The organism is Pseudomonas sp. PKS (assembly GCF_051913525.1).
Lineage (GTDB): Bacteria > Pseudomonadota > Gammaproteobacteria > Pseudomonadales > Pseudomonadaceae > Aquipseudomonas > Aquipseudomonas guariconensis_D.
Genome location: NZ_JBEGDO010000024.1, coordinates 42,167 through 61,023 on the forward strand (window position 1 = coordinate 42,167; position 18,857 = coordinate 61,023).

Consider the following 18,857-nt stretch of genomic DNA (forward strand, 5'->3'; position numbering starts at 1 on the left):
CTGGATTTATGCCACCCTGCGCGCTGCTTGCAAAGCACGGACAGCGACTAATTTTCGCAGTCGACCCTTCGTCTGATGGATAGCCGCCCTGCGTAACGCGCAGCGGCCTTCATCATTCAAGGAGATAGGCAATGACGTCCGTATTCGACCGCGACGATATCGTGTTCCAGGTAGTGGTCAACCACGAAGAGCAATACTCCATCTGGCCTGATTACAAGGCGATCCCTAACGGCTGGCGTGCGGTGGGCAAGAGCGGCCTGAAAAAAGACTGCCTGGCCTACATCGATGAAGTCTGGACCGACATGCGGCCGCTGAGCCTGCGCCAGAAGATGGCCCAAGCCCAGGTTCAATGAGGCGTTGCCTGTGGATGCAGTGAATCTGCTGTGCTTGCCATACTCCGGCGCCAGCGCCATGGTCTACAGCCGTTGGCGTCGCAAGGTGCCGGCCTGGCTGCAGGTGTGCCCGGTAGAGCTGCCCGGTCGCGGCATGCGCCTGGGCGAGCCCTTGCAGACTGACATGCAGGCCCTGGCCCGGCAACTGGCCGCTGAACACTGCGCATCGGCCCGTGCCCCCTATGCCTTGTTGGGCCACAGCCTTGGCGCCTTGCTGGCCTTCGAGCTTGCCCATGCGCTGCAGGCCCAGGGTTGCCCGCCGCCGCTCGCGTTGTTTGCCTGCGGTACCGCGGCGCCGAGCCGCCGTGAGGACTATGACGGTGTGCAATGGCGTGAACCTCGGCGCGACGACGAACTGATCGAAGAACTGCGCAAGCTGCAGGGCACGCCCGAAGAGGTGCTGGCCAACCAGGAACTGATGAGCCTCACCTTGCCGATCTTGCGTGCGGATTTTCTGCTGTGTGGGCGCTATGTCTACCGCCAGCGTCCGGCCTTGAGCTGCCCGCTGCATGTGCTGGGAGGCGAAGACGACCGGGCGAGCCAGGAGCAATTGCAGGCCTGGGGGCGAGAGACGCAGGGCGCGTTTACCCTTGATATCTTCCCTGGTGGCCATTTCTTCATTCATCAGCACGAAGACCGGGTACTTGGCCTCTTGGCCGATGCCTTGGCGCCGCTTCGACGCTGTGCCTGATTGACGTCGCCCTTTGCCTCGGCCAGCCTAGTGGGCTTTGCAGCCCACGCCGGGCTGCCCACTTTCCCAGGCTAGGGGCAGACAATGCTGATCGATCCTCGCAAGGCCACGCTGCTGGTCGTCGATATCCAGGAAAAACTCATCAACGCCATGAGCGACCCCGAAGGCACCCGTGCCCGGGCGCGCTGGCTGTTGGCGGCGACCGCCGAGCTGGAGCTGCCGACGGTGATTTCCGAACAGTACCCCAAGGGCCTTGGCCCGACCTTGGCCGAACTCAAGGCCGCATCGCCGGCGGCGCAGATCGTGGAAAAACAGCATTTCTCCTGTGTGGCCGCCGAGTGCCTGCCGGCCAGCCTGATGGCGCGTGAGCAGGTGATCGTCTGTGGCATGGAAACCCACGTCTGTGTGTTGCAGACCGTGCTAGGCCTTTTGGGCCTGGGCAAGCAGGTGTTCGTGGTCGAGGATGCCTGCGACAGCCGAACCCCCGCCAGCAAGGCGGCGGGCCTGGCCCGTATGCGCGATGCCGGCGCGCAGGTGGTGACCCGCGAGATGGTGTTGTTCGAGTTGATGGGCAGTGCCGGTCATCCGTTGTTCCGCCACCTCAGCAAGACCTACCTGGTGGGCGAACAGCCTTGACTGCCAGGACGAGCGGCAGGCTGGCCGCACTGGGCTTGGTGGTCCTGGGGGTATTGCAGGGGTGTACGACCTCGCCTGAAGTTTCCGAGGCCGATCCGGCCCAGGTGCAGGCTCAGGTCAAGCGCCTGCTGCCGGCATCGATCAAGGACAGGGACGGCTGGGCCCGGGATATCCAGACCGCCTTCGCTGCCCAGCGCATTAATCCGAGCAAGAGCAACCTGTGCGCAGTGCTGGCGGTGACCGAGCAGGAGTCGACGTTCAATGCCGATCCTCAGGTGCCGAACCTGGGCCGCATCGCCCGCGAAGAGATCGATCGGCGTGCCGCGCGGCTGCACATTCCCAAATTGCTGGTCGATGGGGCGTTGAAAACCCCGTCGGGCAATGGCAAGACCTACCAGCAGCGCTTGATGGCCGTGCGCAGCGAAAAGCAGCTGAGCGGCCTGTTCGATGACTTCATCGCCGGCCTGCCGCTGGGGCGTACGCTGCTGGGCGGTCTGAATCCGGTCCGTACCGGTGGGCCGATGCAGGTCAGCATCGATTTCGCCGAGCGCCATGCCAAGGATTATCCCTACAGCTACGAGGGCACGATTCGCCAGGAAGTGTTCACCCGCCGTGGCGGCCTGTACTTCGGTATCGCCCACCTGCTGGGGTATCCGAGCCACTATCAACGCCAGTTGTATCGCTTCGCGGATTTCAACGCGGGCTGGTACGCCAGCCGCAACGCGGCGTTCCAAGCGGCGCTCAGCCGGGCGAGTGGTGTGACGCTGGCGCTCGATGGCGACCTGATTGCGCCGGGCTCGATCATGCCGGGCACCACGGAGCAGGCGGCGCGCAAGCTGGGCGTCAAGCTTGGGCTGCGCAACCCGCAGATCCGCAGCCAGCTGGAGAAGGGTGACAGCCTGGCGTTCGAGGACACCGACCTGTACCAAGGCGTGTTCGCCCTGGCGGATGCCAAGGCGGGCAAGCCGTTACCGCGTGCGGTGCTGCCGGGTATCGAACTCAAGAGCCCGAAGATCACTCGCAAGCTGACCACTGCATGGTTCGCAGGAAGGGTCGATGAGCGTTACCAGCGCTGCATGAAGCGTTGAGTTTCACGCCTTGGGGCCGCTCGCGGCCTCATTGCTCAACGCCGTGGTTGCCCGTAGGCCTGGCTGATGCGGTCGATGACCATGGCCAGTGCGACGATCGCAAGCCCTGCCTCAACACCTTGGCCTACATTGAGTGTCTGGATCCCGGACAGCACATCCTCGCCCAGGCCTCGGGCGCCGATCATCGAGGCCACTACCACCATCGACAGCGCCATCATCACCGACTGGTTGAGCCCGGCCATGATGCTCGGCAACGCCAAGGGCAGGGCGATGCGGCGCAGGCGCTGCCAGCGGTTGGCGCCCAGGCCGTGGGCCGCTTGCAGCAGTGTTGGGTCGATCTGCGCCAGGCCCAGCTCAGTCAGGCGTACCAAGGGGGGCAGGGCGTAGACCAAGGTGGCGAACACGGCCGGGACCTTGCCCAGGCCGAACAGCATCAATACCGGGATCAGGTACACGAAAGCCGGCAGGGTCTGCATCACGTCGAGCACCGGCAGCACCAGGCGCCGCGCCAAGGGGCGGGTCGCCAGGACGACCCCGAGAGGGACCCCGATCAGCACGCACAAACCGGTACTGACCAGCACCAGGGCCAGGGTTTGCAGCAGCTTGTCCCATAACCCGAGCATGCCGATCAGCGCCAGCAGGGCGCTGAGCGCCAGCGCGCGTGTCAGGCTGCGGCTGGCGTGCCAGGCGAGCAGGCCGACCAGCAGGAGCAGCAGCCACCAGGGCAGCAAGCGCAACAGGCTTTCCAGGCCCACCAGCAATTGCAGCAAATGGTCGGACAAGTTGCGCAGTTGATCGCCATAGCGCAGCACCAGCCAGTCGACCAGGTGGTTGACCCATTCGGCGAAGGAGAATTGCAGGGCGTCGGGAAACCCAGCGCTCACAGCGCGCCCTCGACCTTGGCGGCGACCTCGGCGGGCAGCCAGGCCTTCCAGACCGCCGGGTTGTCGCGCAGGAACATCAAGGCAGCGTCACGCGGCGGCTGACGGGTTTCGCTCATGTGGGCCAGGGCTTTGTTCAGGCGGTCGATGGGCAGGTCGACTTTCTCGAACACCGCCACCAGGTCCGGGTAGTGCTCGCGAAAAGGCGCCGAGACACCGATCGACAATTTGGCGGGCAGCGAACGGCTGCCTTTGGGGTGTGGGTTTTTCGCGTCGGTGAGGGTCGCCCAGGCTGCGGCGTCGAACGGCGGCTCCTCGAGTCGGACCAGGTCATAGCGGCCCATCAGCGGCGTAGGGCTCCAGTAATAGAAGAGCACAGGTTGGCCGCGACGGATCGCCGAGCCTATCTCGGCATCCAGGGCGGCGCCGGAGCCACTGCGGAAATTGTTGTAGAGGGTGTCCAGGCCATAGGCCTTGAGCTTCTGGCTGTTGACTGTTTCGGAAGTCCAGCCGCTGGGGCTGTTGAGAAAGCGGCCTTTTTCCGGTGTTTCCGGATCGCGAAACACCTGGGGGTAGCGTTTGAGGTCTTCGACGCTACGCAGATCCGGGGCCAGTGCCTTCAGGTTGCGGGCCGGGTCGCCCTTGATCACATAGGCCGGTACCCACCAGCCTTCTTCGGCATTTTTCACCGTGTCGCCCAGGGCGAACACCTGGCCGGCCTGTTCGGCCTTGACCCAGGCGGGGCTGCGTCCGGCCCATTCCTCGGCGATTACCTGCAGGTCGTTGCGCGCCAAGGCCACTTCCATGCTGACGGTGCTGCCGGGGAGGGTATCGGTGGGGTAGCCGAAGCCGTGTTCGACGATCAGCCGCAGGATCTCGGTGGTCAGGGCGCCGCTTTCCCAGCCAATGGCGCCGAAGTGAATCGGCGCGCGCTCCTCGGCGGCTGCGCTGTCTGTGCTGGCCAGGCCCACGGCCAGCAGCAGGCCGGCCAGCAGCGTTGGAATTCGTTTCATTAGCGCCTCGTCGGTTGCCGGTCCTTGGGTTTGGGGCAAGTGTAGACGACGAGGTTGCCAGGGCCTGTGGCTAGCCTTTTCGCGGGTAAACCCGTGCCCACAGGTACAGCGGGGCCCTGCAAGTCAGCAGGGCGGTTACGGGGCGCGGCTGCCTCGCGAGGGGCCGCTAAACGGCCCCGGCGATGCAGGATTCAGACGCGGAACTGGTCCATCAGTCGCTGCTGCTGGTTGGCCAGGTCATTGAGCGACTGGCTCACCCGCGCCGACTCGTTGGCCTGGCCGGACAGCGACTCGGTGACATCGCGAATGGTCGCGACATTGTTGTTGATCTCTTCGGCCACCGCGCTTTGCTCCTCAGCCGCCGAGGCGATCTGCAGGTTCATGTCGGTGATCACGGTCACGGCCTGGCCGATGCGCTGCAAGGCGGTGACTGCCTGGCCGACCTGTTCGACGCCGCCCTGGGCCTGGCGATGGCTGTTGTCCATGGCGCCGACGACCTCCTGGGTCCCGGCCTGCAGGGCTTCGATCACCTGGCGGGTTTCTTCCACCGACTCCTGGGTGCGGCGTGCCAGGTTGCGCACTTCGTCGGCGACCACGGCAAAGCCACGCCCGGCCTCGCCGGCACGGGCCGCCTCGATGGCGGCGTTGAGGGCCAGCAGGTTGGTCTGTTCGGCGATCGAGCGGATCACCTCCAGCACCGAGCCGATCTTCTCGCTGTTCTGCGCAAGGCCCTGGACCTGGGCCATGGCGCCGCTCATGTCGGCGGCCAAGGCGTCGATGCTGGTGGTGGTGCGGTCGATCACCGCCAAGCCTTCGCGGGTCGCCTGGTCGGCCTCGCGTGCGGCCTGGGCCGCCTGGGCCGCGCTGCGGGCGACGTCCTGGGCGGTGGCGCTCATCTCGTGGGAGGCAGTGGCCACCTGGTCGACCTGGCGGTACTGCTGTTCCATGCCGGAGCTGGTTTCGGCGGCGATGGCCGCGGACTGGTCGGCGGTGCCACGGGCAGCCTGGACCGATGCTTTGACGTCGGCAATCGTAGGTTGCAGCTTGTCGAGGAAACGGTTGAACCAGCCGGCCAGCTCGCCCAGTTCATCGCGTTTGTCGTAGGTCAGGCGACGGGTGAGGTCGCCTTCACCGCTGGCGATGTCCTTGAGCATGGCGGCCACGCCCAGGATCGGCCGGGTGACTCCCCGGGCCATCAGCCACACCAGCAACAGCCCGGCAATCGCCACGGCCAGGCCCAGGCCCAGCTCCAGCAGGGTGCCGCTGGTGTTGAGGCTGTCGAGCTCCTGCTTGAGCGCCTCGGCCGGGCCTGTCAGGGCGCTTTCCGGCACATCGAGCAACACGCCCCAAGGTTTGCCGCCAGGGATCGGTTCGAACGCGGCCAGCACCTTCAGACGCTGCTCGTTGCGCAGAATCTGCAGCTTGCCTTCGGGCAGCTTGCCCACGAGGCTGGCGCCTTGGGCGGTGTCGACCTGGTCGAAGCGGTGGGCCAGTTTGCTGGCATCGGCACTGTAGCCGGCCAGCAGGCCCGCAGGGCTCAGAATGCCGACCGTGGTGCGGCCTTCATAGAGGTTGCGACTGGCATCCTGGCTGAGGGCCTGCAGGCTGTTGAGGTTGATGTCGATGGACAAGGTGGCGATCACCTTGTTGGCGACGATCAGCGGGAACACGATGCTGGTCATCAGCACCTGCTGGCCTTCGATGGTGTAGAAGTACGGCTCGCTCACGCACACCTTGCCGGTGCTGCGCGGGCAGACCCACCAGGTGTTGTTCGGCTCGCCGCTTGGGCCGATCTCGGTGTTGGCCATGTCCTGTTCGGGCAGGGCCATGGAGGTCAGCTGGCCGGCACGCGGTTGCGACCAGTACAGGGCGAAGCGGCCGGTTTCGTTGCTGCCCAGTTCGGCCTGACCGGTGAACAGTTTGTCCTTGCCATCCAGCGCGTCAGGCTCGAACACCAGCGACAGGCCCAGCAGGTCGGGGTTGGCCTGAAGGGCAGCGCGCACCTGGCGGGTCATGTCTTCGCGCAGGTCGTAGGCGTCCAGGAAGCGCTTTTCGGCCTGCTCGCGCAGGAACAGCACCTGACGGGCAAACCCTGCCCCGTACTGGTACGCGTCCATGAACTGGCGGCGGATGTTCAAGGCCTGGACCTCGCCTTGCGACTCGATGCGCGCCTGGGCCGACTCGGTGAGCATCTGCATGCTGCTGGCTTTGACCAGGTCCGAGCTATGGTCCATGCGGTAAAGCGAAAGGCCGATCAGTACCGTGACGATGGTTGCCAGGCAGAGCCCGGCCAGCAGGGTGATCTTCCACTGGATGGAGAGTTGTCGCAGAGGCATTTTCGGGCGAATCCCTTGTTATAAATCGGGGTCTGCCTTCTGTGTCGGCGCCTCGCAGGCTTTCTTTATTCAAGCGTTCAATAAAAAGTCGTATTGCCTGAGGCGTTTGGCGCAGGGCGCGACCTTGAGCGCTTTGACAAGCGACCGGGCGTGCTTCAGAGTGTGCGCCCTTCATAACAATATCCCCTGGCCCGGCCACTGCCTTGAGGCAGCCTGTCGCCGGCGCGTCCGCTATTTGTCCGTCGTTACGAGGTAACCCACACAATGAATGCTGTCATTGCCGCGGTCGGCATCATGCTGATCCTGAGCCTGTCCCGCGTGCATGTGGTCATCGCCCTGATCATTGGTGCCCTGGCCGGTGGCCTGGTCGGAGGCCTGGGCACCGAAGGCACGCTCAAGGCTTTCAACAGTGGCCTGGGCGGTGGCGCCACGGTGGCGCTGTCCTACGCGCTGCTGGGGGCCTTCGCCGTCGCCATCGCCAAGTCCGGTCTGGCCCACGCCCTGGCCGATCGCGCCCTGGCGATGGTCGATCGCCAGGGGCATGGCAACGCTGGTGGGCTCAAGTGGCTGCTGATCGGCCTGATGCTGGTGGTGGCGATATCGTCGCAGAACATACTGCCTATCCATATCGCCTTCATCCCGCTGCTGGTGCCGCCGCTGCTCTATGTGCTGACCCGCTTGCGCATCGACCGCCGGTTGATCGCTTGTGTGATCACGTTTGGCCTGATCACCCCGTACATGTTCCTGCCGGTCGGCTTTGGCAACATCTTCCTCAACGAGATCCTGCTGGCCAACGTCAGCCGTGCGGGGGTGGACGTCAGTGGGGTGAATGTCACCCATGCCATGGCCATCCCGGCCGCCGGCATGCTGGCCGGATTGCTGCTGGCCGTGTTCTTCAGCTACCGCAAGAAGCGCGACTATGACCTGGACCGTATCGAACAGGTCGAGCAGGTCAGCGTCAGCTACAACCCCTTGACCTTGCTGGTGGCAGGTGCGGCCATCGCCGCGGCATTCATCATCCAGCTGTGGCTGGACTCGATGATCATCGGGGCGATGGTGGGCTTTTTGATTTTCTCGCTCTCGGGCATCGTGCGCTGGAAGGACACCGACGACCTGTTCACCGAAGGCATGAAGATGATGGCCATGATCGGCTTCATCATGATTGCCGCCTCGGGGTTTGCCGAGGTGATGAAGGCGACCGGTGAGGTGAAGAGCCTGGTGGAGACCTCGGCGCAGTGGATCGACCACAGCAAGGGCATCGGTGCCTTGCTCATGCTGTTGGTGGGGCTGCTGGTGACCATGGGCATCGGCTCGTCGTTTTCCACGGTGCCGATCCTGGCAGCGATCTTCGTGCCGCTGTGCGTGCAGTTGGGCTTCGACCCGGTCGCCACGGTGTGCATCGTCGGTACTGCCGGTGCGCTGGGCGATGCCGGTTCGCCCGCATCGGACTCGACTTTGGGCCCGACCTCGGGCCTCAACGTGGATGGCCAGCATCACCATATCTGGGACACCGTGGTGCCGACCTTCATCCATTACAACCTGCCGTTGCTGGCCTTTGGCTGGCTGGCGGCGATGGTGCTTTGAAGAACCCCGGGGCTGCTTTGCAGCCCATCGCAGGCTTGGCCAGCGCCTACAGGGCTACGCTGGCTCGCTGCAGCGTCAGCCGCGTCCAGGCGGCGGGGAAATACGATTGAGGACGGTGCTGCCGTCCTCGCTGCGGGTCAGGTAGATCGGCAGAACCTTGGGTAGGCTGTCCACCAATCGCTTGACCTCATGGATGCTGTAGACGCCACTGACGCGAATGGTGCCGGTGCTCTCGTCAGCCAATTGCAGGGGGGTGTCCAGGTAGCGGTTGATCACCGGCAGGGCCTGGGCGAGGCTCAGGTTGTCGAGAATCAACTTGCCGCTGCGCCAGGCCAGGCTGTTGCCTGAGTCGTTGCTCTGGGCAAGCGCCGGCTCGAAGTCGCCCGCGCGGTAGCTGGCCTGCATGCCGGGGCCCAATCGGTAGCCACCATCGTTGCCGTTGCTGCTGACCAGCACCGAGCCTTCCACCAAGGTCACCTTGACCTGATCTTCATACTTCCAGACGTTGAATTGGGTGCCGGTGACCCGGGTCTGGCCCGTGCCCGCCCGAACGATGAATGGGTGGGTGCTGTCGTGTGTGACCTTGAAGAACGCCTCGCCCTTGACCAGGGTGATCTGGCGCTGATCCTTGTAATTCAGGTAGCGCAGTTCGCTGTGCAGGTTGAGCTCGACCACGCTGCCGTCGCTGAGCGTGACCTGGCGCATCTGGTCGGTGCTTTGAACGTGCTGGTAGCGATTGGGCAGCCAGCCTTGCTCCCAGCCGACCCAGCCCGCCAGGGGCAGGGCCAGCAGGACGATCGCCGCCGCCGAGGCCAGAGGGCGCCAGTTGCGCGGCCGCGCCGGTCGATGGGCGCCAGGATTGAAGTCGACCACCGTGGCGGTGCGAGGCAGCAATTCGGCGGTCTGCCAGATCTCCAGCATCGCCTCGTATTCCTCCAGGTGCCTTGGGTCGGCCGCCAGCCACCGTCTGAACGCCTCGCGCTCGGCTGGCGTGCAGTCGTCGGCATGCACGCGCATGCACCAGTGCGCGGCGGCATCGGCGAGGGCATCGTCTGGGTTGAGGTGGTCTTGGTTCATCGTGGCTCCCGGTTTTGCGGCATTCTACCCTCCACGGGGGGGTGTCGAGAACCGAGATAATGGCGAATGACTATCAGTTGTGGGGTTTTTTGTCGGCATCAGCCGACTTCTCGCGCTGATAAGCAGATAAGTGGGGCGCGTGGCGCCCCTTGTCGGTTCAGAACTGCTCAGGTGTCATGCCGTACAGACTTGCGCTGCCAGCCTTGATGCTGACCTCCAGGGCCAGGCTGCGCGGCAGCAGGCGTTGGAAGAAGAACTGCGCACAGGACAGCTTGGACCCATGGAAGGTAGGGTCTTGTTCGAGGTTGCGCAGGGAAACGGCGGCCATGCGTGCCCACATGTAGGCGTAGGCGGTAAGGCCAAAGAGGTGCAGGTATTCCACGGCAGTGGCACTGACCAGATTGGCATCATTGGGTGCTTGGGCGCGTAGCCATTGGCTGGTGTGTTCCAGGCGGTCCAGGGCGTCCTGCAAGGCGTCCCGGTGCGCCGGTGCGTCGGCACAGAAGGCCCGCACTTCTGCCACGAAACCGGCCAGAGCCTGGCCATCGTCAGCCAGCACCTTGCGCCCGAGCAGATCCAGTGCCTGGATGCCATTGGTACCTTCGTAAATTTGCGCGATCCGCACATCCCGCACGCGCTGTTCCTGGCCCCATTCGCGGATATAGCCATGGCCACCGAATACCTGCTGGCCCAGCACGCAGCTCTCCAGGCCGTTGTCGGTAAAGAACGCCTTGGCCACCGGCGTCAGCAGCGCCACCAGACGCACGGCCTGCTCCCGTTCGCCCGCGTCCTCGCCATAGCGGGCCAGGTCCAGTTGCTGGCCCACGTAGGTGGCGAAAGCCCGCCCGCCTTCGGTCAAGGCGCGCATGGTCAGCAACATGCGCCGTACGTCGCCGTGATGAATGATCGGGTCGGCGATCTTGTCCTTGGCCTGCGGGCCAGTGGCGGCCCGACTTTGCAGGCGGTCCTTGGCATAGCGCGCAGCGCTTTGGTACGAGGCTTCGGCGCAACCGATACCTTGGAGGCCGATGGACAGGCGCTCATAGTTCATCATCGTGAACATCGCCGCCAGGCCTTTGTTCGGCTCGCCAACCAGGTAGCCGGTGGCGCCGTCGAAGTTCATCACGCAGGTCGCCGAAGCCTTGATGCCCATCTTGTGTTCGATCGAGCCGCACTGCACGGCGTTGCGCGCACCGAGCGAGCCGTCCGGGTTGACCAGGAACTTGGGCACCAGCAACAGCGAAATCCCCTTTGGCCCGGCCGGCGCATCCGGCAGCCTGGCCAGTACCAGGTGGATGATGTTCTCGGTCAGGTCCTGTTCGCCTCCGGTGATGAAGATTTTGCTGCCGCTGACCTGGTAAGTGCCGTTGGCCTGGGGTTCGGCGCGGGTGCGGATCAGCCCCAGGTCAGTTCCGGCGTGTGGCTCGGTCAGGCACATGCTGCCCGCCCACTGGCCGCTGTAAAGCGGTGGCAGGTAGATAGCCTTGAGGTCGTCGCTGGCATGGGCATCGATCGCCAGGCAACTGCCGGCGCTCAGCGCCGAGTACAGGCTGAAGCTGCAGTCGGCGGCGTAGAGCATCTCTTCGAACAGCACGGCGAGCATCTTCGGCATGCCCATGCCGCCATGTTCAGGGTTGCCACCCAGGCCGACCCAGCCGCCTTCGCGGTAGGTCTGCCAGGCCTGACGGAAGCCGTCAGGGGTGATCACCTGGCCGTCGTCGAAGCGTACGCCTTGTTCATCGCCGTTACGGCTGAGCGGGGCGATCAACTGGCCTGTGATCTTTGCCGCCTCTTCGAGGATGGCATCGGCGGTGTCGGCGTCGACCCGCTCGGCCAGGGCGGGCAGGCGTGCCCACAGGGCTGGCGCGTCGAAGACGTCGTGCAGGACGAAACGCATGTCGCGCAGGGGCGCGTTGTAATCAGTCATGTCGAGGCTCGCGTGGATAGTCAGAGGGCCTTGGCCCGGTCGCGCAGGACGTATTTCTGGATCTTGCCCGTGGAGGTCTTGGGCAACTCGCCGAAGACCACGGTCTTGGGCACCTTGAAGCCGGCCAGGTGCTCGCGGCACCACTGGATGATGTCTGCCTCCCGGGTACTGGCTTGCCCTGCCTTGAGGGCGACGAACGCGCAGGGCGTTTCGCCCCACTTTTCATCCGGGCGGGCCACCACGGCGGCTTCGAGCACTGCCGGATGCTTGTAGAGGGTGTCTTCGACTTCGATGGTGGAGATGTTCTCGCCGCCGGAGATGATGATGTCCTTGAGCCGATCCTTGATCTCGACATAGCCATCGGCATGCCAGACGGCCAGGTCGCCGGTATGGAACCAGCCACCACGGAAGGCCTCGGCGGTGGCCTCGGGGTTCTTCAGATAGCCTTTCATCACCGTGTTGCCGCGCATGAAGATCTCACCCAGGGTCGTGCCGTCCTGTGGCACTGGTTGCAGGGTCTGTGGATCGGCCACCATCAGCCCATCCAGGGTCGGATAACGCACACCCTGGCGGGATTTGATCCGCGCCCGCTGCTCCAGCGGCTGCTCATCCCACTCCTCGTGCCAGGCGCAGACGGTGACCGGGCCGTAGACCTCGGTCAGGCCATAAGTGTGGGTGACGCGGATGCCCATCTGCTCGACCGCACCGATCACCTTGGCCGGTGGCGCAGCGCCCGCGACCATTGCCTGCACCGGGTGGCCGATGGCGGCTTTGTCGGCGTCGGGCACGTTCACCAGGGCGTTGAGCACGATGGGCGCGCCACACAGGTGACTGACCCGGTGTTCGCGGATCAAGTTGAGGATCTTCTGCGGGTCGACCCGCCGCAGGAACACGTGGGTGCCGGCCAAGGCGGTGACGGTCCAGGGGTAGCACCAGCCGTTGCAGTGGAACATCGGCAGGGTCCACAGGTACACCGGGTGCTGGCCCATGGACCAGGTCATCTGGTTGCCCAGGGCGTTGAGGTAGGCGCCGCGATGGTGATACACCACACCTTTGGGGTTGCCGGTGGTGCCGGAGGTGTAGTTCAGGGAAATCGCCTGCCATTCGTCATCGGGCCATTCCCAGGCGAACGCCGGATCGCCTTCGGCCAGCAACGCCTCGTAATCCAGATCGCTCACAGCACGGCCTTCACCGTACTCAGGATCGTCCACATCGACCACCAGGGGAGGGTGTTCGAGCAGGGCCAGGGCGCCTTCGATCACGCTGTGGAACTCGCGGTCGGTGATCAGTACCTTGGCTTCGCCGTGCTGCAACATGAAGGCGATGGCCTCGGCGTCCAGACGTACGTTGAGGGTGTTGAGCACCGCGCCGATCATCGGCACGGCAAAGTGCGCTTCGAGCATTGCCGGAATGTTCGGCAACATCACCGCGACGGTGTCGCCACGGCCGATACCGCGCCCGGCCAAGGCACTGGCCAGGCGTCGGCAACGGGCGTAGGTCTGGGCCCAGTCACGACGGATGGCGCCGTGAATCACCGCCGGATAGCGGCCATACACCGCGGCGGTTCGCTCGATGAAGCTCAAGGGGGTGAGGGCGACATGATTGACAGCAGTGGGCATCAGGCCCTGGGAATAGATCGACATGCGGTGGTCCTGTAAGGAGGCAGACGCAGCCTGTGCGCATGGCCCCCGGTGGCTGATTGTTAGCTCTGATCAGGGAAGGGGAGCAGGCCGTTGGCTGCTGCCCCTGTCGCATTTTTACGCGAACCGCTATGGTAGCTGGAAGATCGACTATAGCAATATAGTAAAACTACTATAAAAAGAGCCTTCTACGGTGAATACGACCCTATCGCCCTTGCTGGCCAAGGACCCGCAACCGAGCCTCTTGCTGGCCCCCGACGCACGCCCGTTGGCATTCAACCCCGCATTCCAGACGCTGTTCGGCGAGAACACGCAGGTATTGCCCACCAATGCGGCGGCGCTGGTGCGGGCGTGTTTGCGTCAACGCCGTGCCATCGTCGAAGTGGAGGCCGAGGTTGGGGAGCGCATCCTGCTTTGGACGTTCATTCCCGACGACAACGGCCAGCAGGTACTGGCCCGCTGTCGCGACGCCAGCGATGAACGTCGCGAGGCGCGCGAGGCCAGCCGTGCCCGGCGTCTGTACCGACTGATCACCGAAAACACCACCGACTTGATTTCCCGGCACAGCCCGGACGGGCGTTTTCTCGATGCCACGCCGGCGGCGTTCCGCTTGCTCGGCCTGTGGCCTGAACAACTGCGCGGCAGCGCCGTGCACACCTTGCTGCACCCCAGCGAGCGGCGACAGGTGCTGCTGCAGGCCGGTGCGGCGCTGGAAGTGGAGGGCTACCACACGCTGACCTGCCGGGTGCGCCATGCCGATGGCCGTTACCGCTGGTTCGAGATTGCCTGTCGGGCGATCCGCGAGACCTATACCGGGACGGTGGTGGAAGTCGTCGCCGTCTCGCGCGACATCACGTTGCGCATCGAAGCCCAGGAGACCCTGGCCCACAGCGCCCGCGTCGCCACCTTGGGCGAACTCGCCTCGGGCATTGCCCACGAAATCAATCAGCCGCTGGCGGCGGTGCTCAACTACAGCAACGCCAGCCTGCGCTACTTGCACAACCTCGACCATGACCCCCAGGCCCGTGAACGCATCGCTCAGGGCTTGCAACGCATCAACGCCCAGGCCACCCATGCCGCGCAGGTGATTCGTCGCCTACGGGCCTTCCTGCGCAAGGGGCCGCGTCACCTTCAGGCGCTGGATATCGCCGATGTGGTGGGTGAGGTGTTGCGCCTGTGCGCCTGGGAAGCCGGGCAGGCCCAGGTGCGTATCGAACAGCGCCTGGGGCCGCAGTTGCCCAAGGTGTACGCCGACCGGGTATTGCTCGAGCAGGTGCTGCTCAACCTGCTGCGCAATGCCATCGACGCCAACCGCGAGCAGCACGGGACGCAGGCCTCGCGTATCCTGCTCACCGCCAAGGCCCTGGGCGACGGGCTGCTGGTGGAGGTCTGCGATCAGGGCCCGGGCGTGGCGGTCGAGCGCCTGGATGAGATCTTCACGCCGTTCACCACGACCAAGGCCGATGGCCTGGGATTGGGGTTGAGCATGAGTCGGAGCATTGTCGAGGGCTTTGGTGGCAGCCTGCAGGCGCGGCCGGGCGAGGCGGGTGGCTTGGTGCTGTGCTGTCGTCTGCCGGCGAACAACGGATAAGGAGAGGGACCAGTGGTGCAAGCGAAGGTGTATGTGGTCGATGACGACCAGGGCATGCTCGACTCGACGGTCTGGTTGCTGGAGTCGGTAGGCCTGCGGGCGCTGCCGTTCACTGGAGGGCAGGCGTTTCTCGATGTCTGCGATGACCGCGAGCCGGCCTGTGTGCTGCTGGATGTGCGTATGCCAGGCCTGGGCGGGCTGGCGGTGCAGGCGGCGCTGCGTGAGCGCGGGCTCGACATCCCGGTGATCTTCGTCAGCGGCCACGCCGATGTGCCCATCGTGGTACGGGCCTTCAAGGCCGGTGCCTGCGATTTCATCGAAAAGCCCTACAACGACCAATTGCTGCTCGACAGCGTGCAAGCCGCCTTGGATCAGGTCCGTCGCCGGCAGCAGGGCAGCGAAGCCCTGGCCGCCGTGCAAGCGCGCATCGACGGGCTCACGCCGCGTGAGCGTGACGTGTTCATTCCCCTGGTCCAAGGGCTGAGCAACCGGGAAATCGCCGAGCAACTGGGCGTCAGCGTCAAGACCGTGGACCTGTATCGCGGGCGGGTGATGAAGCGCCTGCAGGCTGCGAGCCTTCCTGAGCTGGTGGGCATGGCCATCGCTTGTGGGCAGGTTGCGGCGCTGGGATTACAGGAGCCCTGAGGGCTTCTGTACGAAAATTTACATAGCAGGCTATTTAAGGCTTTGACATTCACTGCCTAGGCAGTAATATTTTTAAACAATTGCCTGAGCAGCCTGCCATGTCCCATTTTTCTCCGGAAAATTTCCAGACCTGCACCATCGGCCTGCTGCTTGGCCGTGCCGCGCTCCTGAAGGACCGCATCCTCGATTCTCATCTCGAAGCCGACGGCGTCACTGCCGCGCAGTTCAAGGTGCTGATCATCGTCACCCAGTACCAGGTGGACACGCCGGCCGAGCTGTGTCGCTACCTGGGCCTGGACAGCGGCTCGATGACCCGCATGCTCGATCGCCTCGAGCAGAAGGAACTGATCGTGCGCAACCGCTGCCCCGAAGACCGCCGCCAGGTGCGCCTGGCGTTGACCGCCGAGGGCCAGCGCCTGGCCGATCGGCTGCCGGAGATCGGCGCGGCGGCGATGAACGAGCTGGTCGGTGTGCTCGAGCCTGAAGAACTCAAGGCCCTTGAAGGCCTGCTGGCCAAGGTGCTGATCAGCGCCGGCGACCCCCTGACGATCAGCCGCTTCGCTGACCGTTGATCCCTCACGACTCATCCAAGGTATTGTCATGGCCACTTCCGCTGACACCTCCACCCCAGCACCGGCGCCGGACAACACAGGCAAGCGCAAGGCCTGGTTGCTTGGCTTGCTGCTGGTGTTGATCCTTGCCGGTGCCGCCGCCTGGGGCTGGTACACCCTGGTCGGGCGCTGGCATGAAAGCACCGACGACGCCTACGTCAATGGCAACGTGGTGGAAATCACGCCGCTGGTGACCGGTACTGTCACCAGCATCGGTGCCGATGATGGCGACTTGGTGCACGAAGGCCAGGTGCTGCTGCGCTTCGACCCGGCCGACAGCGAGGTCGCCTTGCAGGCCGCCGAGGCCAAGCTGGCGCGCACTGTGCGCCAGGTCCGGGGGCTGTACAGCAACGTCGATGCGCTCAAGGCGCAGTTGCAGACGCGTCAGGCTGAGCTGCAGAAAGCCCAGGACAACTACAACCGGCGCAAGGTGCTGGCCGACAGTGGGGCGATCGCCGCTGAGGAAATCTCCCACGCTCGCGACGATCTGACCGTCGCCCAGAGCGCCCTGAACAGCGCCCGCCAGCAACTCAACACCAGCACTGCACTGGTCGACGACACCGTGGTCTCCTCACACCCCGAGGTAATGGCTGCCGCCGCCGACTTGCGCCAGGCCTACCTCGACAACGCCCGCACCACATTGGTAGCACCGGTCACCGGCTACGTGGCCAAGCGCACCGTGCAACTGGGCCAGCGCCTGCAGCCGGGTGTTGCGACCATGGCGGTGATCCCGCTGGATCAGGTCTGGATCGACGCCAACTTCAAGGAAACCCAACTGCGCGACATGCGCATCGGTCAGCCGGTGGAAATCTCCGCCGATCTTTATGGCAGCGACGTGAAATACAGCGGTACCGTGGATAGCCTGGGCGCCGGCACCGGCAGCGCCTTTGCCCTGTTGCCGGCGCAGAACGCCACCGGCAACTGGATCAAGATCGTGCAACGGGTGCCGGTGCGTATTCACCTGAACCCCGAACAGCTCAAGGACCACCCGCTGCGTATCGGCCTGTCCACCGTTGTCGAGGTCGATCTGCATGACCAGAGCGGCCCGGCGCTGGCCCAGCAGCCGCCACAACAGGCCAGCTACACCACCCAGGTGTATGACCGTCAGTTGGTCGAAGCCGACAACCTGATCGCCCGGCTGATCCACGAGAACAGCGCCACCGGCAAGACGGCCCAGCGATGAGCAACGACGCGCCCGCGCAGTTCACTCCGCCGAGCCTGCTGCTGACGACCATCGGCCTGTCGCTGGCGACTTTCATGCAGGTGCTCGACACCACCATCGCCAACGTGGCCTTGCCGACCATCTCCGGCAACCTGGGGGTGAGCTACGAGCAGGGCACCTGGGTGATCACCTCGTTCGCGGTGAGCAATGCCATCGCCTTGCCGCTGACGGGCTGGCTGAGCCGGCGCTTCGGCGAGGTGAAGCTGTTCATCTGGGCCACGTTGCTGTTCGTGCTGGCCTCGTTCCTGTGCGGCATCGCCCAGTCGATGCCGGAGCTGGTGGCCTTCCGCGTGCTGCAGGGTGTGGTCGCCGGGCCGCTGTACCCGATGACCCAGACCCTGCTGATCGCCGTGTACCCGCCCGCCAAAAGGGGCATGGCGCTGGCCTTGCTGGCCATGGTCACGGTGGTGGCGCCGATTGCCGGGCCGATCCTCGGTGGCTGGATCACCGACAGCTACAGCTGGCCCTGGATCTTCTTCATCAACGTGCCCATCGGCCTGTTCGCCGCGGCCGTGGTGCGCCAGCAGATGCGCACGCGACCAGTGGTCACCAGCCGTCAGCCGATGGACTATATCGGCCTGCTGACACTGATCATTGGCGTGGGCGCATTGCAGGTGGTGCTGGACAAAGGCAACGACCTGGATTGGTTCGAATCCTCGTTCATCGTCATCGGTAGCCTGATTTCGGTGGTGTTCCTGGCGGTCTTCATCATCTGGGAACTCACCGATCGCCATCCGGTGGTCAACCTGCGTTTGTTCGCGCACCGCAATTTCCGTGTCGGCACCTTGGTGATGGTACTTGGCTATGCGGGCTTCTTCGGCATCAACCTGATCCTGCCTCAATGGCTGCAGACCCAGATGGGGTACACCGCCACCTGGGCGGGCTTGGCGGTGGCGCCGATCGGCCTGCTGCCTGTGATCCTGTCGCCATTCGTGGGCAAGTATGCGCACCGGGTCGATCTGCGTTTGCTGGCAGGGCTGGCGTTCCTGGCGATCGGCGCCAGCTGCTATATGCGCGCCGGCTTCACTAGTGAGGTGGACTTCCAGCACGTGGCACTGGTGCAACTGTTCATGGGCATCGGTGTGGCGCTGTTCTTCATGCCGACCCTGAGCATCCTGCTGTCGGACCTGCCGCCTCACCAGATCGCCGATGGCTCGGGGCTGGCGACCTTCCTGCGCACCCTCGGGGGCAGCTTCGCCGCCTCGCTGACCACCTGGATCTGGATTCGCCGCGCCGACCAGCACCACGCGTACCTGAGCGAGCACATCAGTCAGTACGATCCTTCCACCCAGCACATGCTGGAGCAGTTGGGCGGGGCCAACCCGCAGAGCTATGCGCAGCTGGAGCGGATCCTCAACGGCCAGGCCTACATGATGTCGACGGTGGAATACTTCACCCTGATGACCTGGGTGTTCGCGGGGCTGATCCTGCTGGTATGGCTCGCACGGCCGCCGTTTACCGCCAAGGCGGGGCCTGCATCGGCCGGACATTGATGCAACGGCTTCTTCGCGGATTGGGACTAT

Annotated in this window: 16 protein-coding genes and 1 pseudogene; 10 read left to right on the top strand and 7 right to left on the bottom strand. The window is 64.7% G+C overall.

Features of this window, described 5'->3' with window-relative positions; all coding sequences use genetic code 11:
- Positions 1 to 131: 131 nt before the first annotated feature.
- From ABOA88_RS20165 to ABOA88_RS20180, 4 genes are all read left to right on the top strand, one after another.
- The gene (locus ABOA88_RS20165; RefSeq protein ID WP_043211294.1) at positions 132 to 353 is read left to right on the top strand and encodes an MbtH family protein; all 222 of its coding nucleotides are present in this window, start codon (positions 132 to 134) and stop codon (positions 351 to 353) included.
- A gap of 10 nt (positions 354 to 363) precedes the next feature.
- Entirely contained in the window at positions 364 to 1,083 is a 720-nt protein-coding gene (locus ABOA88_RS20170) for a thioesterase II family protein (RefSeq protein WP_367852041.1), read from the top strand.
- Between the two features lie 84 nt (positions 1,084 to 1,167).
- Positions 1,168 to 1,719 (top strand): hydrolase, encoded by a 552-nt coding sequence (locus tag ABOA88_RS20175; protein WP_367852040.1) that lies wholly within the window; start codon positions 1,168 to 1,170, stop codon positions 1,717 to 1,719.
- On the top strand, positions 1,716 to 2,807 hold the full coding sequence (locus ABOA88_RS20180) for a DUF1615 domain-containing protein (RefSeq protein ID WP_419183396.1): 1,092 nt from the start codon (positions 1,716 to 1,718) through the stop codon (positions 2,805 to 2,807). Before ABOA88_RS20175 ends, ABOA88_RS20180 begins: the two co-directional genes overlap by 4 nt.
- Positions 2,808 to 2,842: 35 nt before the next feature.
- Here the strand turns inward: ABOA88_RS20180 and ABOA88_RS20185 are convergent, their stop codons facing one another.
- From ABOA88_RS20185 to ABOA88_RS20200, 4 genes and pseudogenes are all read right to left on the bottom strand, one after another.
- Positions 2,843 to 3,691 (bottom strand): ABC transporter permease, encoded by an 849-nt coding sequence (locus ABOA88_RS20185; protein WP_367852039.1) that lies wholly within the window; start codon positions 3,689 to 3,691, stop codon positions 2,843 to 2,845.
- Positions 3,688 to 4,701, bottom strand: a complete 1,014-nt coding sequence (locus ABOA88_RS20190; RefSeq protein WP_367852038.1) for an ABC transporter substrate-binding protein — start codon at positions 4,699 to 4,701, stop codon at positions 3,688 to 3,690. The genes ABOA88_RS20185 and ABOA88_RS20190 overlap by 4 nt, the downstream gene beginning before the upstream one ends.
- A gap of 191 nt (positions 4,702 to 4,892) precedes the next feature.
- Entirely contained in the window at positions 4,893 to 5,648 is a 756-nt protein-coding gene (locus ABOA88_RS20195; RefSeq protein WP_371906685.1) for a methyl-accepting chemotaxis protein, read from the bottom strand.
- 102 nt (positions 5,649 to 5,750) lie between these two features.
- A pseudogene (locus tag ABOA88_RS20200) lies at positions 5,751 to 7,037 on the bottom strand (PDC sensor domain-containing protein); the annotation flags it as partial.
- Positions 7,038 to 7,301: 264 nt separating this feature from the next.
- On the opposite strand from ABOA88_RS20200, the gene ABOA88_RS20205 reads away from it, so the two are divergent.
- A complete protein-coding gene (locus ABOA88_RS20205) occupies positions 7,302 to 8,621 on the top strand; it encodes a Na+/H+ antiporter family protein (RefSeq protein ID WP_070574645.1) in 1,320 nt (439 codons plus the stop codon).
- A 75-nt stretch (positions 8,622 to 8,696) separates the two neighbouring features.
- Here ABOA88_RS20205 and ABOA88_RS20210 read toward each other — a convergent pair whose 3' ends face one another.
- The 3 genes from ABOA88_RS20210 to ABOA88_RS20220 form a co-directional block, all read right to left on the bottom strand.
- Positions 8,697 to 9,698 (bottom strand): FecR family protein, encoded by a 1,002-nt coding sequence (locus ABOA88_RS20210; RefSeq protein ID WP_196170614.1) that lies wholly within the window; start codon positions 9,696 to 9,698, stop codon positions 8,697 to 8,699.
- 157 nt (positions 9,699 to 9,855) lie between these two features.
- Positions 9,856 to 11,625, bottom strand: a complete 1,770-nt coding sequence (locus ABOA88_RS20215) for an acyl-CoA dehydrogenase C-terminal domain-containing protein (protein WP_367852037.1) — start codon at positions 11,623 to 11,625, stop codon at positions 9,856 to 9,858.
- A gap of 20 nt (positions 11,626 to 11,645) precedes the next feature.
- Positions 11,646 to 13,268, bottom strand: coding sequence for an acyl-CoA synthetase (locus ABOA88_RS20220; protein ID WP_043211273.1), 1,623 nt, complete (start codon positions 13,266 to 13,268; stop codon positions 11,646 to 11,648).
- 190 nt (positions 13,269 to 13,458) lie between these two features.
- Here ABOA88_RS20220 and ABOA88_RS20225 point away from each other — a divergent pair, with 190 nt between their 5' ends.
- From ABOA88_RS20225 to ABOA88_RS20245, 5 genes are all read left to right on the top strand, one after another.
- Positions 13,459 to 14,856: a sensor histidine kinase gene (locus ABOA88_RS20225; RefSeq protein WP_196170617.1), complete on the top strand. Its 1,398-nt coding sequence runs from the start codon at positions 13,459 to 13,461 to the stop codon at positions 14,854 to 14,856.
- 12 nt (positions 14,857 to 14,868) lie between these two features.
- A complete protein-coding gene (locus ABOA88_RS20230; RefSeq protein ID WP_367852036.1) occupies positions 14,869 to 15,501 on the top strand; it encodes a response regulator transcription factor in 633 nt (210 codons plus the stop codon).
- A gap of 98 nt (positions 15,502 to 15,599) precedes the next feature.
- Positions 15,600 to 16,073 (top strand): MarR family winged helix-turn-helix transcriptional regulator, encoded by a 474-nt coding sequence (locus ABOA88_RS20235; protein ID WP_043211269.1) that lies wholly within the window; start codon positions 15,600 to 15,602, stop codon positions 16,071 to 16,073.
- A 28-nt stretch (positions 16,074 to 16,101) separates the two neighbouring features.
- Positions 16,102 to 17,295 carry an HlyD family secretion protein gene (locus tag ABOA88_RS20240; RefSeq protein ID WP_070574659.1) on the top strand — a complete coding sequence of 398 codons (1,194 nt, stop codon included), beginning with the start codon at positions 16,102 to 16,104 and terminating at the stop codon, positions 17,293 to 17,295.
- Positions 17,292 to 18,827 (top strand): DHA2 family efflux MFS transporter permease subunit, encoded by a 1,536-nt coding sequence (locus ABOA88_RS20245; protein ID WP_367852035.1) that lies wholly within the window; start codon positions 17,292 to 17,294, stop codon positions 18,825 to 18,827. The genes ABOA88_RS20240 and ABOA88_RS20245 overlap by 4 nt, the downstream gene beginning before the upstream one ends.
- Positions 18,828 to 18,857: the final 30 nt, after the last annotated feature.